The following is a 12,883-nucleotide window of genomic DNA, read 5'->3' on the forward strand; positions in this document are numbered from 1 at the left end:
GTTGTCTCCTTGTTCAACTGTCGGCCAGCGGCTTGTAGGCGACTGCCTTGATCTCGATGAGCAGGTGCGGGTGAGGCAGCTGATGCACCGCCACCGTCGTGCGCGTGGGGCCGTTGAAGTCAAAGTACTCGGCCCAGATTTCGTTGTAGCCGCCGAAGTCGTTCATGTTCACGAGGAACACGCCGGCTTCCACGAGATCGCCGAGATCCGCATCCGCGTCTCTCAGGATGTCGCGGATGTTCTCGATCACTGCGCGGGTCTGCGCGCGGATGTCGAGGTTGGTCACCCCCATGGGGTCGACCTGCGCGCCTTCAAAGGTGTTGTCTTTGCGGCGTGAACTGGTGCCCGAGATGAAAAGAAAGTCTCCAGCGCGCTTGATGTGTGGGAACCTGCCCCGTGGCGTCGCCTTGCCTTCGACTACTGCCGCTTTGATTTTCCGTGTGGGGGACATGATGCCTCCTCGTCTTTCTCCCGAGCTCAGGCAGCCGCAGCCGTGTGAAACATCGCAGAGCCCAGCGCGGTGCTGCCGCTGCCGATGTGGCATTCCACAGTCGTTCCGGGGCGCAGGGCTTCGGCGGCCGTGGCTGCGCCGGCCATGATGAGCGAGCCCGCGGGAAGGCCCATCTCGGCAGCGGACAAAAGCCGCGACACCTGCACGATGGAACGCAACGGCTGGCCCAGGATGGCTGCGGTAGAGCCGACCTGTGCATTGCGCCCGTCGATCTGCATGCGGACTCCGGCGTTGGTCAGCGCATCGAAGTTGCGCGACCATGCGCCCACTACCAGGCCCGCGGAGGAGCAGTTGTCGGCGATCACGTCTTCGAGCGTGAACTTGAAGTTGCGGTAGCGCGAATCGATGATCTCCATCGCAGGCGCCACGGCCTCGATGTGCTCCACGGCCTCGAGCGCCGTGAGCGGCCCGTCGATGGTCCTCTTGGTGATGAAGCAAACTTCGGGTTCCACGCGCGGGTGGATGAACCGCGAAAGCGAAACCACGGCGCCTTCTTCCTCCAGCATGTCATCGGTAAGCAGGCCCCAGATGAGGCTGTCCACACCCATCTGGATCATTTTCGCGCGGCTGGTGAAGCCGAGCTTGATGCCCACCATCTCCTCGCCCCGCGAGACGCGGCGCGCGATGGAGGCGCGCTGGATCTCATAGGCCTCGGGCAAGGTGAAGTGCCCTGCCGGGAACTGATCGACCGCGCGCGCCTGATGAGCTGCCGTGTCCAGTGTCTTGGCCACTATTGCCAGTCTGCTGTTGCTTTCGCTCATGCGGCCTCCTTCTGGGTGCCGGATGCGCTGGAAGCACCGGCATCGCGCTGCCTGAGCATGTCGAGCGCAACGTCCACGATCATGTCCTCCTGCCCACCCACCATGCGGCGGCGGCCCAGTTCGGCCAGTATGTCGAAGGCCGGGAGGCCATAGCGTTTCGCGGCCGCCTCACTGTGCAGCAGGAAGCTCGAATACACGCCGGCATAGCCGAGTGCGAGCGTCTCGCGGTCCACGCGCACCGGGCGTTGCTGCAGTGGGCGCACGATGTCTTCCGCGGCGTCAATGAGCCTGCGAACGTCGCAACCGTGATTCAGGCCCATGCGGTCCACTGCGGCGATGAAAACTTCGAGCGGTGCATTGCCCGCGCCCGCGCCCATGCCCGTGAGGCTGGCGTCAATGCGGTCGCAGCCGTGTTCGAGCGCGACGATGGAATTGGCCACGCCCATGCTCAGGTTGTGATGGGCATGCATGCCTGTCTGCGTCTCCGGCCTGAGCACCTGCTTGAAGGCCATGAAGCGCTCCGCAATGTCGTACATGTTCATCGCGCCGCCCGAGTCCACCACGTAGACGCACTGCGCGCCGTAGTTCTCCATGAGCTGGGCCTGCACGGCGAGCTTCTCGGGCGCGTTCATGTGACTCATCATGAGGAAGCCCACCGCGTCCATGCCGATTTCGCGTGCGTACTCGATGTGCTGCTTCGAAATGTCGGCCTCTGTGCTGTGCGTGGCGATGCGCACCACGCGTGCGCCGGCATCGTAGGCCGCGCGCAGGTCGTGGATAGTGCCGATGCCCGGCAGGAGCAGCGTGGCGACCTTGGCGTGCTGGAGCTCGCCGGCCACGGCTTCGATCCACTCCAGGTCGGTGTGCGCGCCGAAACCGTAGTTGAAGCTCGCGCCGCGCAGGCCGTCACCGTGCGCCACCTCGATGCTGTCAACCTTTGCTGCATCGAGCGCGCGCGCGATGCGACGCACATCGCCGAGCGAATATTGGTGGCGGACGGCATGCATGCCGTCGCGCAGGGTGACGTCGGAGACGTAGATCTTCTTGCTATGGTCGAAAGAGGATGGAATTGGGGACATAGTGAAACTCTCTGTTCAAGCGGCCGCGGCAACTGGTTTTTCCTGCGATGCGAGCATGCGCTCCGCGATCCGTTCGGCGGTAGCCATTGCGGCGCTGGTCATGATGTCGAGGTTGCCTGCATACGCAGGCAGGTAGTGCGCAGCACCTTCCACCTCGAGCATGATGGTGACCTTGAGATCTTGCGTGGGGCCGATGCCGGGCACGTTGATGCTGCGTTGACCGTCGATGCGCTCGAATTGCACCTTCTGCTTCAGTCGGTATCCCGGCACGTAGGCACGTACCCTGGCCACCATGTTCTCCACCGATTCAGAGAGCGCTTCCTCACTGGCCGATAGCTCGGTGAGGCAGTACACCGTGTCGCGCATGATGAGCGGCGGCTCGGCCGGGTTCAAAACGATGATGGCCTTCCCGTGAGAGGCACCACCCACCAGTTCGATGGCCTTGGAGGTGGTTTCGGTGAACTCGTCGATATTGGCGCGCGTGCCGGGGCCGGCGGACTTGCTGGCAATGGAGGCGACGATCTCCGCATAGCGCACCTTGGCAACATTGGCGACGGCGCGCACCATCGGAATGGTAGCCTGGCCGCCGCAGGTCACCATGTTGACGTTGGGCTCGTCCAGGTGCTCGTCGATGTTCACCACCGGCACCACATAGGGGCCGATGGCTGCGGGCGTGAGATCGACCACGCGTTTGCCGTGGTCCCGCAGGATTTCGTTGTTCCGGACGTGTGCGCCTGCACTGGTCGCATCGAAGACGATTTCGATGTCCTTGAAGCAGGGCAACTTCACGAGGCCTTCGATGCCTTCAGCCGTGGTCGCCATGCCCAGGCGTGCCGCGCGAGCCAGCCCTTCGGAGGCGGGATCAATGCCGATCATGGCGGCCATGCTCAGATGCTTGCCGTGTCGCACTACCTTGATCATCAGGTCGGTGCCGATGTTGCCCGAGCCGATGATGGCGACGGGAATCCGGGAGTCAGAGTGGTTCATGGAAAATCCCGATAGCGTTGGCTTTCATCGGCCAAAGGCCGCCGTCACGCAGCCCAGGCCTTCGATTTGCGCGACGTAGACGTCGCCAGGCTTCACCGCAGCCATGGGGCCCAGTGCGCCGGTCATCACCACATCGCCGGCCTTGAGCGGCGAGCCTACGCTTGACATGGTGTTGGCCAGCCAGACGGCGGCGTTGAGCGGGTTGCCAAGGCATGCTGCGCCCACGCCCACCGAAACCGGTTCGCCGCGACAGTCCATGCGCATGCCGCAGCCGGCGAGATCGAGCGCGGAGAGCGCAACAGGCCGCGTGCCGAGCACGAAGAGCGACGAGGAAGCGTTGTCGGCGACGGTGTCGACGAGGCGGATGTCCCAGTTGGCTATGCGGCTACCCACCACCTCGATGGCGGCCACCGCGTAGGCTGTGGCGCCGATGATGTCGGCCACGGTGTGGCGCTCGTGGGGCAGGTCGCGCTCGAGCACCAGCGCTATTTCCGCCTCAACCTTGGGCTGCAGCAGTCGGCTCCAGGCGACTTCTTCTCCATCGCCCACCGCCATCTCGGCGAACAGTGCACCGAAGTCGGGCGAGTCCACCCCCAACTGATTCTGCACGGCGAGGGAGGTCAGGCCGATCTTGCGGCCCACGAAGCGATGACCCATCCTGACGCGGCGGGCGGTGTTGAACTGCTGCACCGCGTAGGCGGCCGCGATGGCGTCGCCGCCAAGGGCGGCGATCTCATCGCGCACCGGCGCAACCGGTCGGCCGGTCTGCTCGGCTTGCCAGAGGCGGTCGGCAATGCTCTGTAGTTGGGGTTGCACGGCGCAGCTCCTTTGTCATGTGTTCTGGGTCTGGTGAAAAATGAACTCGATCTCAACCAGTGCCGCCAGCGGCAGGGCGCTCACGCCCACCGAGGTGCGGGCGGGAGGCGCCGCGAGGGCGAACTGCTTTTCCCACACGGCGTTGATGCTGGGAAACTGGTCCATGCGCGTGGTGTAGATGCGGGCGAGCATCAAGTCCTGCATTCCGTAGCCGTAGTCCGGCAATGCGAGATGCAGGTTGTCGAAGATGCGCTGGGTCTGCGCGGCAACGTCGCCGTCGATGAGGTGACCCGTATCCGGGTCGAGCGCCACCATCCCGGAGACGACGCCCAGCGCGCCGCTCTTCACGCAGGGTGTGTAGAGGAATTTTGGCTGCGGGCCTCTGGACGATGTGATCCACTCTCGCATGGCGGTGCTGCTCACAGTGCCAGGCAGATGTTGGTGGTCTCGGAGTAGAAGTCCAGCGAATGGCGTCCACCCTCGCGGCCAATGCCCGAAAGCCTGGAGCCGCCGAAGGGCGTGCGCAGATCCCGCGAGAACCAGGTGTTCACCCATACGATGCCGACGTGGAGCTGGCGCGAGACGCGGTGCGCGCGCTGGAGATTGGTGGTCCACACGCAGCCCGCGAGGCCGTAGGCCGTGTCGTTCACACGGGTGATGACTTCCTCTTCCGTGTCGAACGGGCTGATGTGGCAGACCGGTCCGAACACTTCTTCGCGCATGCAGCGCGCTGAGTCGTGCAAACCGGTCCAGATCGTGGGCTGCACGAACGCGCCCTTGTCGCGCTCGTCGCCGAATGTCGGGACGCCGCCGCCGGTCACCACGGTGGCGCCTTCCTGCACCGCGAGCCGGTAGTAGGACAGCACCTTGTCGCGATGCTCATGCGAGATCAGCGGGCCCATGAACACGCTGCTCTCGTCGGGCCAGCCGATCTTGAGCTCCTTCGTCTTCACCTTCAGCGCGGCTACGAACTTGTCGAAGATGGGGCGCTCCACGTACACGCGCTCGGAGCAAAGGCACACCTGGCCCGAATTGGTGAAGCTCGACTTGACGATGCCTTCGACTGTCGCGTTGAAGTCGCAGTCGGCGAAGACCACGGCACCGTTCTTGCCTCCGAGTTCGAACGAAATGTCCTTCACACCTTCGGCCACGGCCTTCATGATGGCCGAGCCCGTCCGCGACTCGCCCGTGAAGGTCACCGCATCGATCCCGGGGTGTCTGGTCATGGCTTCGCCCGCTGAGTCGGGGCCAAAGCCATGAACGAGATTGAACACGCCTGGCGGTACACCCGCTTCGTCGAATGCTTCGGCAAGCAGCGTGGCTGAAGCGGGAGTTTCCTCCGAAGGCTTCACCACCATGGTGTTGCCGCAGATGAGCGCGGGCCCGGCCTTCCAGGTCATGGACAGCAGCGGCAGGTTCCATGGGCAGATGCTGGCGATGACGCCCAGCGGCTTGCGCACCGTGTAGTTCATCAGCTCCTGGCCGTTGGCGAGCCGGGTTTCGAAGTACTCGCCGTTGGCGACCTTGCCCAGATCGGCGAAAGTGCGCAGGTTGGCGATACCTCGATAGACGTCGAGGGTGCGCGCCTGCTCCAGCGGGCGCCCGGTGTCGGCGACTTCAGCGGCGACGAACTCATCGAAGCGTCGCTCGATCACGTCGGTCACTTTGTAGAGAAGCTGCGCGCGCTCCTGGACGCTCATCCGGCCCCACGGGCCTTCAAGGGCGTTGCGCGCAGCATTCACGGCGTGGTCCACGAGTTCGGGGTTGGCTTCATGGACCGTTCCGAGCACACGGCCGTCGAGTGGGCTCACGTCCTCGAAGGTTTTGCCAGTCTCTACAAACTGGCCGTCCACGTAGTTGCGCATGTTCCTGACGCTCTCCGGCAGCCGGAAGCGCGCTTGCGACTCTGTCATCACTGTCTCCATGCACTGGTTGAAGGTGGCTGTCTCCATTCCACGGAACGCACCGATGGAAGAGAAACGAATTCGAGGGACCGGGAAGGTTGTGCCAATGTGAAAGGACATCCCTGTCTGCCTTGTCCCGTGACTGGATGGCAATCTAAGGACTTGGCAGGGCGCTGGATAGCGAATTCGGGTGTGCAACGTATTCACTTTGGGAATAGTTGTGAAAAGCCTCTCCCTTGTACGGCTTTGCGCTTCATATTTCGTAGCGTTTGGCTGGCGCGAAAGCGAATTCAGGCGTGTGCTTCACTGCCCGGTTATCCTTGGGATCGGCGCAGTCCGAGCAACACGACAGGGGAAACACGGCAATGCCAGGCAGCGAGCACATTGCGGACCCGCATTCGAGGGCGGGTCATGGTTCGCCCCTCTCGCGGCGGCTGCGCCTGCAGCAGTTCGCCATCTTCATCAAGGTGATCGAGGCCGGATCTGTGCTCGCCGCGTCGCGGGAGCTGGCGATGACGCAACCTGCCATCAGCAAGTCGATCCAGGATCTGGAAGCTCAAGTTGGTACGCGGCTGTTCGAGCGCGGCAAGACCGGCATGCGAGTGACCGAGTCCGGCATGGTGTTCGAGAGCCATGCGCGGCTGATTCTTTCGCAGTTGCGCTATCTCTCGGAAGACCTGGACGCAATGAAGACCGGCATGTCAGGCCACCTGATCGTCGGCACGCTGATCGCGGCTTCGGCCACGCTGCTGCCCAATGCCATTGGCAACTTGCGTAGCTTCGCGCCCGACGTGGACGTAACGGTGAAGGTCGGCTCCAACTCCACGCTGCATCCACAGCTCATCAAAGGCGAGGTTGACATCGTGCTTGGCATCCTTCCCGAGGAGCTTGCCGTGGCAAGCAAGCACCACCACGACATATCGCTGCTCAAACACGTTCCGCTGTTCGACGAGGGCTTTGACGTGGTGATCTCGGCAAAGCACCCGCTAGCGGCACAAGAGCGTATCGGCATGCATGAACTGGGCGCCATGGGCTGGATCATCCCCACACGCGAATCCGCCAACTACCTGGCGGCGCAGCAGTTCTTCCATTCCAACGGGCAGAAGATGCCGCAAAGGGTGATCGAATCGGTTTCCATCCTTACCAACCTGGAACTCGTCATCCAATGGGGCATGGTGGCGATGATGCCAAAGTCGGCAGCGCGCCGTTTCGAAAGGCTCGGGCTCGTAAAGGCGCTGGAGTACGCCCGGATCGAGCGCATCACGCGTGTCGGCTACACCATTCGCGCAGACCGGGAAAACAGTGCGATCCTGCAGAACTTCATCGGTGCGCTGCACCAATCGCTGCGGGAGGGCGGCGGCGGGTAAGCGTGATGGCTCCGCATCTCAGGCAGACCGGGTCTTGCGGATCTTGTCCGACGCGGTAGATGCTTTGGGTCTGGCCTTCGTCGGGGTGGTCGGCCGTTCCGATGCGCGGGCGCGGAGTGCCGGCAGCTTTGTGGCTTGCCCGGGGGAAGTCCTTTCTTGCACAGCGCTGGTGCGCTCGAACACTTCCATGGTGGTGCCCGTGTGCTCGATCATGAGTTGCAGGGCCTTGTCCACGTTGCGCTCGAGGACGGCATTGAGCAGTTCAGTGTGATGCTGCGGGTTCATAGCGTCGCGCAGCACTTCTCGGGCCTCGTCCGCGCCTTCTTGTTTGCTGCGGAGCGTGGGAAGAATGGCAAGCACGCGATGGTGGCGCGCCAATTGTTCATGGATCTGCGCCTGAAAGCGCAGCAGCCACTTTGACACTGCGGCCTGCAGCAGGGCGCGGTGGAATGCGGCATGCAACTGCTCCCATTGCGTGAGGGCCTCCTCTGAGGGGTCGTCCACCGGCAGCTTGCAGCGCAGAAGGCGGTGGTGCGCCGCAACCAGCTCGGCCTCCCAGTTGGCGTCGCCGTTCTCCATGGCCTCTTTCAGCAGCGGCAGCTCGATGGCCTGGCGCGCGCGCCGCAGATCGTCGAGCTCCTCACTGGAGACGGGAGCCACCGCAAACCCATGATTGCGGCGATACACCACCAGGCGCTCCGCCTCTAGCCGCGCCAGCGCCTCGCGCACCGGCGTCCAGCCCAGGCCATAGCTCGCCTTGAGTGCCGTGGGCCGCAACGCCGCGCCCGCAGGCAACCTCGCTGAGAGTATCTCGCGTCGCAACAACTGGTATGCGGCGTCGGTCTTGGAGTCTCTGCCATTCACATCAGTTTTCATGGCATACCAATGGCTCTAGGGTAAGTACCAAGATTAATATATGGCATACAGTCTAATATCAGATTGAGTGAACTATATATTTTTCTGCAAGAGCCAGTACGCGGCGCAACGGTCCATACAGGAGACTAACCATGGTTCAAATTTCCCGCTCCGGAATCAAGAAAGCTCTGCTCGCTGGCGCCATGTTGGCGGCCTTCAGCGCTGCCTGGGCGGATCCGATCAAGATCGCTATCGCCAACTTCGGCGACCATCCACAGCTCAACGAAGCCGTGGAAGGCTTCAAGAAAGAACTGTCCCGCGAAGGCTACGTCGAGGGCAAGGACGTAGTCTACGAACTGAGCCACACCAACTTCGACGCCACGCTGCTGCCCCAGATGATCGCCAAGCTGCAGGCCGGCAAGCCGAGGCTCATCTACACGATCACCACGCCAGTGTCGCAGGTCGCCAAGAAGGCGCTCGCGGGATCCGGCATTCCGATTGTGTTCGGTGTGGTGACCGACCCGGTGGCCGCCAAGCTGACGCCTTCATGGGAGAAGGGCGACAACGGCATCACTGGCTCCTCTGACTTGCAGGACGTCGGCGCCGTGATGCAGTTCGCGCACAAGCTGGTGCCTGGCTCCAGGAACTTCGGCATGCCCTACAACCCCGGCGAGGCCAACGACGTGGCACTGCTGGAGATGGTGAAGAAGGCCGGCGCTGCCAATGATTTCAAGGTGGTGTCGGTAGGCGTGGACAGCGCCAACGACATTCAGCAGCGCATCACTTCGCTCAAGGGCAAGATCGACGTGCTGTACAACCCGACCTCTAATCTGCTCCAGCCTGCCACCCCTGCGGTCTCCGCCGCATCGCGCCAGATCGGTGTGGCGCTGGTGAGTGCCGACCCCGATCCGGTGCGCAAGGGCCTCGTTGTTGCGGCAGTGGCCGTGCGCTATGAACGCGTGGGCGAGAACGCCGGCAGGCTCGCCGTACGCGTACTCAAGGGTGAGGACCCGAGAAACATCGCTCCCGTGAAGCCTACGCTGGCAGACCATGAGACCGTGGTCTCCCGCGCGGCGCTCAGGGCGTTCAACATGAAGGTCTCGCCGGCAATCGCTGACTGCAAATGTTTCGTCGACTGATCGCAGAGCTGAATTTCAAGACAACCTAGTGCAACAGACGGGCACCGGGTCTGCGGCTTTCCCCGTAACCCCGGCGTCCAAGGAATGGAAAGCCATGCTGGAAGTAAGCAACGCGCGCAAGGTGTTCTACCGAGGCAAGCCCGACGAGAAGGTCGCGCTCAATGACCTGAGCCTCAGGCTGGCGACGGGAGAGTTCGGAATCATCATTGGCTCCAACGGTGCTGGCAAGAGCACCATGCTCAATGCCATCAGTGGCGCACTGCCCCTGGACTCGGGCAGTGTCGTAGTGGGCAACGAGGACGTCACAGCCTTGCCGGTGCACGAGCGGGCCGCGCACATAACACGGGTGTTCCAGGACCCGATGAAGGGTACTGCGGCTAGCATGTCGATCGCCGAGAACATGCTTCTGGCCGAACTGCGTGGACAAAAACGCACTCTGCGCCCGGGCCTCACCGCCGCGCGGCGCGACCTGTACCGCGAGCGCCTCTCGGTGCTCGGCCTCGGGCTCGAAGACCGTCTGGATGCGCGCGTGGATCTGCTCTCGGGCGGCCAGCGCCAGTCGCTCTCGCTGGTGATGGCGGTGAGTACGTCGCCCCAGTTGCTGCTGCTGGACGAGCACACCGCGGCGCTCGATCCGCGAACCGCAGACATCGTGATGGCCGCCACGGTGCGGGCCGTCGAGAAGTTCAGGCTCACCGTTCTGATGGTGACCCACAACATGCAGCACGCTATCGACTTCGGCCACCGCGTGTTCATGCTGGACGCGGGCCGCGTGAAGTTGGAGATCGGCCCTGAGGAAAAAAGAGGGCTCACCGTGCCCGACCTGATCTCGCATTTCTCCACCAAGGCCGACCGGATGCTGCTGGCAAGCTGACCATGATCGACTTCATTCAAACCACTTTTTCGACGTTCTGCGCCCTGATTCCGGTCACCATTGCGCAAAGCCTGATCATGGGCTTCGTTGTGCTGGGAATCATGCTGCCGTTCCGCGTGCTGGGCTTTCCCGACATGACGGCCGAAGGCGCGTTCCCGCTGGGCGGCTGTATCTGCACGGTGCTGATCGCCTCGGGCATGAACCCCTGGCTAGCAGTGCTCATCGCCATGGCGGCGGGCTTCATCGCAGGCTGCTGCACCGCGTACATCCACCTGCGCTTTCGCATCCACACGCTGCTGGCGGGCATCCTGATGACCACCATGCTCTACAGCGTGAACCTGCGCATCATGGGCCGTTCCAATATCTCGCTTTTCGGCGACGGCAGCATTCTGGACGTGATTCCCGTGAGCGATGCGGGCTCCCCGCTCAACAAGACAGCCATTGTCGGGTTGCTGCTGATGATCGGTTTCCTGGCCCTCAACTACTTCTTCAAGACCGAGAAGGGTACCGCCATGCGTGCAGTCGGCGCAAATCCCGACATGTCGGAGGCACAGGGCATCAGTGTCAGGACCGCTACCATCATGGGCATTGGTCTTGCGGGCTGCCTCTCTGCGCTCTCCGGTGCGTTGATGGTGCAGTCCCAGGGTTTTGGCGACATCAACATGGGCCTGGGCGTGCTCATCAACGGCCTTGCAGCACTGATGATTGGCGAAGCCATCATTGGGAACCAGACGGTGATGCGCCAGCTTATGGCGCCGATCGTTGGCGCATTGATCTATTACCAGCTGATCTCGCTGTGCCTGGCCGCGAACATGCCGCCGCCGGACCTCAAGCTCGCCACCGGCCTCTTCGTGCTCTTCATGCTGGCGTTGCCCTCGCTGCGCCGCGGCAGGAGCATCAGCGGCGCCATGCCGCGCGAGAGTTTGCGGGAGCGTTCTGGCGCGGGCTGAGCTGCTCAGCCGGCAAAAAGCGAGCGCAGCGGCTCGAATTTTTCTTACTTCAACCCGGGGGCAGTGAAGGCCCCCGGAAAAATTCACTCGACAGGACAATCGATTCATGACATCCAAGAGCATCACCCTTGCAGACTGCCGCGAAATGGACGCGCGCGATCCGCTCGCAAGGCTGCGCGAGCAGTTCGAGCTGCCGGAGGGCGTGATCTATCTAGACGGCAACTCTCTCGGCGCAATGCCCAAGGCCTCGCTCAAGCGCGCCCAGGACGTCATCTCGCAGGAATGGGGTGTCGGCCTCATTCGCAGTTGGAACACCGCGGGGTGGTTCGACCTGCCGCGACGGTTGGGTGACAAGCTCGCGCGGCTGGTGGGCGCGAAGGCGGGGGAGGTCGTAGTGACGGATACAACCTCCACCAACCTTTTCAAGGTGATGGCCGCCGCGCTGCGGCTGCAGAAGGAAGAGTCCCCTGAACGCCGCGTGATCGTCTCCGAACGCAACAACTTCCCGACGGACCTGTACATCACGCAGGGCCTGATCGACATGCTCAAGTCGCTGGGCAACGCGGACTACGAAGTCCGGCTCATCGATGGCCCTGCAGAACTCGACGCAGCGCTTGGTGATGACGTTGCCGTGCTCCTGCTGACGCACGTGAACTACCAGACCGGCTTCATGTACGACATTGGCGATGTGACCGCCCGCGCGCACGAGGCAGGCGCGGTGACGGTCTGGGATCTGTGCCATTCCGCCGGGGCCGTGCCGGTGGACCTCAATGGCGGAAACGCGGACTATGCCGTTGGCTGCACCTACAAGTACCTCAACGGTGGGCCGGGTGCGCCAGCCTTCCTGTGGGTCAACCAGCGTCTGCAGGAGAGCTTCTGGCAACCGCTCTCAGGTTGGTGGGGTCATGCCCGCCCCTTCGCGATGGAGACTGAGTATGATCCCCACGCCGGCGTTAGGCGCTATCTCTGCGGCACACAGGCCATCGCCTCGTTGGCCATGGTGGAAAGCGGCCTGGACACCTTCGAGCAGACCGACATGCAACAGTTGCGAGAGAAGTCGCTCGCGCTGACCAGCCTGTTCATGGATCTCGTGGCGCAGGAATGCGCAGGCTTTCCTCTCAAGTTGAATACCCCCGTGGATACCAAGTACCGCGGCAGCCAGGTAGGCTACGAACATCCTGGCGGCTTCGCCGTGGTGCAGGCCTTGATTGAACGCGGCGTCATCCCCGACTACCGCGAGCCACGCATCATGCGTTTCGGCTTCACGCCGCTGTACATCCGCTTCGAGGACGTATGGAACTCCGTCGTCGTGCTGAAGGAGATTCTGCAGACCGGAAGTTGGGACCAGCCGAAGTTCCACCAGCGCAGTGCCGTGACGTGACCTGGTCTGGTGTCTTTAACGGTGCCCATTCGATGAAAAAAACGCACCAGCTTTCACTGGTGCGCAATTCCCTTGGAACTGGCAAAAGGGCTTGCAGCCGCCGTCGCTCGGTCAGGCCGTAGTCGCGCCTCGCTTTAGAGCGGCTAACAAAAGCCTGTCATCGCCAAGCGCGGGATGCGCGTTGACGGTGCATGGGAAAGAAAAGAAACAAGGAAGTTAGCGCGGTGTTGTACAAAAAGATCAAGCCGTTGCTGCCAGT

13 protein-coding genes are annotated in these 12,883 nt (G+C 62.8%); 5 read left to right on the forward strand and 8 right to left on the reverse strand.

Going from position 1 to position 12,883, the window contains the following annotated elements:
- Positions 1–13: 13 nt before the first annotated feature.
- From JHD63_RS12725 to JHD63_RS12755, 7 genes are read right to left on the reverse strand one after another with little or no spacing between them, the layout of a single operon-like run.
- Complete coding sequence (locus tag JHD63_RS12725; RefSeq protein ID WP_198971114.1) at positions 14–451, reverse strand: RidA family protein; 438 nt, start codon at positions 449–451, stop codon at positions 14–16.
- 26 nt (positions 452–477) lie between these two features.
- On the reverse strand, positions 478–1,272 hold the full coding sequence (locus tag JHD63_RS12730; RefSeq protein ID WP_198971115.1) for a 2-keto-4-pentenoate hydratase: 795 nt from the start codon (positions 1,270–1,272) through the stop codon (positions 478–480).
- On the reverse strand, positions 1,269–2,351 hold the full coding sequence (gene dmpG / locus JHD63_RS12735; protein ID WP_198971116.1) for a 4-hydroxy-2-oxovalerate aldolase: 1,083 nt from the start codon (positions 2,349–2,351) through the stop codon (positions 1,269–1,271). Before dmpG ends, JHD63_RS12730 begins: the two co-directional genes overlap by 4 nt.
- A gap of 15 nt (positions 2,352–2,366) precedes the next feature.
- The gene (locus tag JHD63_RS12740) at positions 2,367–3,338 is read right to left on the reverse strand and encodes an acetaldehyde dehydrogenase (acetylating) (protein ID WP_198971117.1); all 972 of its coding nucleotides are present in this window, start codon (positions 3,336–3,338) and stop codon (positions 2,367–2,369) included.
- 24 nt (positions 3,339–3,362) lie between these two features.
- Positions 3,363–4,154 carry a 2-keto-4-pentenoate hydratase gene (locus JHD63_RS12745; RefSeq protein WP_198971118.1) on the reverse strand — a complete coding sequence of 264 codons (792 nt, stop codon included), beginning with the start codon at positions 4,152–4,154 and terminating at the stop codon, positions 3,363–3,365.
- A 15-nt stretch (positions 4,155–4,169) separates the two neighbouring features.
- Entirely contained in the window at positions 4,170–4,577 is a 408-nt protein-coding gene (locus tag JHD63_RS12750; RefSeq protein WP_370590498.1) for a RidA family protein, read from the reverse strand.
- Entirely contained in the window at positions 4,574–6,067 is a 1,494-nt protein-coding gene (locus tag JHD63_RS12755) for a 2-hydroxymuconic semialdehyde dehydrogenase (RefSeq protein ID WP_198971119.1), read from the reverse strand. Before JHD63_RS12755 ends, JHD63_RS12750 begins: the two co-directional genes overlap by 4 nt.
- A gap of 311 nt (positions 6,068–6,378) precedes the next feature.
- Here JHD63_RS12755 and JHD63_RS12760 point away from each other — a divergent pair, with 311 nt between their 5' ends.
- Complete coding sequence (locus JHD63_RS12760; RefSeq protein ID WP_198971120.1) at positions 6,379–7,425, forward strand: LysR family transcriptional regulator; 1,047 nt, start codon at positions 6,379–6,381, stop codon at positions 7,423–7,425.
- Between the two features lie 18 nt (positions 7,426–7,443).
- On the opposite strand, the gene JHD63_RS12765 is transcribed toward JHD63_RS12760, so the two are convergent.
- Positions 7,444–8,301 (reverse strand): GntR family transcriptional regulator, encoded by an 858-nt coding sequence (locus tag JHD63_RS12765; protein ID WP_198971121.1) that lies wholly within the window; start codon positions 8,299–8,301, stop codon positions 7,444–7,446.
- Positions 8,302–8,432: 131 nt separating this feature from the next.
- Here JHD63_RS12765 and JHD63_RS12770 point away from each other — a divergent pair, with 131 nt between their 5' ends.
- The 4 genes from JHD63_RS12770 to kynU all read left to right on the forward strand — a co-directional run bounded on the left by JHD63_RS12770 (position 8,433) and on the right by kynU (position 12,624).
- Entirely contained in the window at positions 8,433–9,419 is a 987-nt protein-coding gene (locus JHD63_RS12770; protein WP_198971122.1) for an ABC transporter substrate-binding protein, read from the forward strand.
- 94 nt (positions 9,420–9,513) lie between these two features.
- On the forward strand, positions 9,514–10,293 hold the full coding sequence (locus tag JHD63_RS12775) for an ABC transporter ATP-binding protein (RefSeq protein WP_198971123.1): 780 nt from the start codon (positions 9,514–9,516) through the stop codon (positions 10,291–10,293).
- A gap of 2 nt (positions 10,294–10,295) precedes the next feature.
- Positions 10,296–11,243: an ABC transporter permease gene (locus JHD63_RS12780; RefSeq protein WP_198971124.1), complete on the forward strand. Its 948-nt coding sequence runs from the start codon at positions 10,296–10,298 to the stop codon at positions 11,241–11,243.
- Positions 11,244–11,349: 106 nt separating this feature from the next.
- Complete coding sequence (kynU, locus tag JHD63_RS12785; RefSeq protein ID WP_198971125.1) at positions 11,350–12,624, forward strand: kynureninase; 1,275 nt, start codon at positions 11,350–11,352, stop codon at positions 12,622–12,624.
- Positions 12,625–12,883: the final 259 nt, after the last annotated feature.

The sequence above is a fragment of the Xylophilus sp. ASV27 genome (genome assembly GCF_016428875.1).
GTDB lineage: Bacteria > Pseudomonadota > Gammaproteobacteria > Burkholderiales > Burkholderiaceae_C > Xylophilus.

Bases quoted from the DNA above. Each gene is read 5' to 3' on its own strand.
- dmpG (WP_198971116.1), bottom strand. From the start codon at position 2,351: ATGTCCCCAATTCCATCCTCTTTCGACCATAGCAAGAAGATCTACGTC.
- JHD63_RS12755 (WP_198971119.1), bottom strand. From the start codon at position 6,067: ATGACAGAGTCGCAAGCGCGCTTCCGGCTGCCGGAGAGCGTCAGGAAC.
- JHD63_RS12765 (WP_198971121.1), bottom strand. From the start codon at position 8,301: ATGAAAACTGATGTGAATGGCAGAGACTCCAAGACCGACGCCGCATAC.
- JHD63_RS12770 (WP_198971122.1), top strand. From the start codon at position 8,433: ATGGTTCAAATTTCCCGCTCCGGAATCAAGAAAGCTCTGCTCGCTGGC.
- JHD63_RS12775 (WP_198971123.1), top strand. From the start codon at position 9,514: ATGCTGGAAGTAAGCAACGCGCGCAAGGTGTTCTACCGAGGCAAGCCC.
- JHD63_RS12780 (WP_198971124.1), top strand. From the start codon at position 10,296: ATGATCGACTTCATTCAAACCACTTTTTCGACGTTCTGCGCCCTGATT.
- JHD63_RS12725 (WP_198971114.1), bottom strand. From the start codon at position 451: ATGTCCCCCACACGGAAAATCAAAGCGGCAGTAGTCGAAGGCAAGGCG.
- kynU (WP_198971125.1), top strand. From the start codon at position 11,350: ATGACATCCAAGAGCATCACCCTTGCAGACTGCCGCGAAATGGACGCG.
- JHD63_RS12730 (WP_198971115.1), bottom strand. From the start codon at position 1,272: ATGAGCGAAAGCAACAGCAGACTGGCAATAGTGGCCAAGACACTGGAC.
- JHD63_RS12740 (WP_198971117.1), bottom strand. From the start codon at position 3,338: ATGAACCACTCTGACTCCCGGATTCCCGTCGCCATCATCGGCTCGGGC.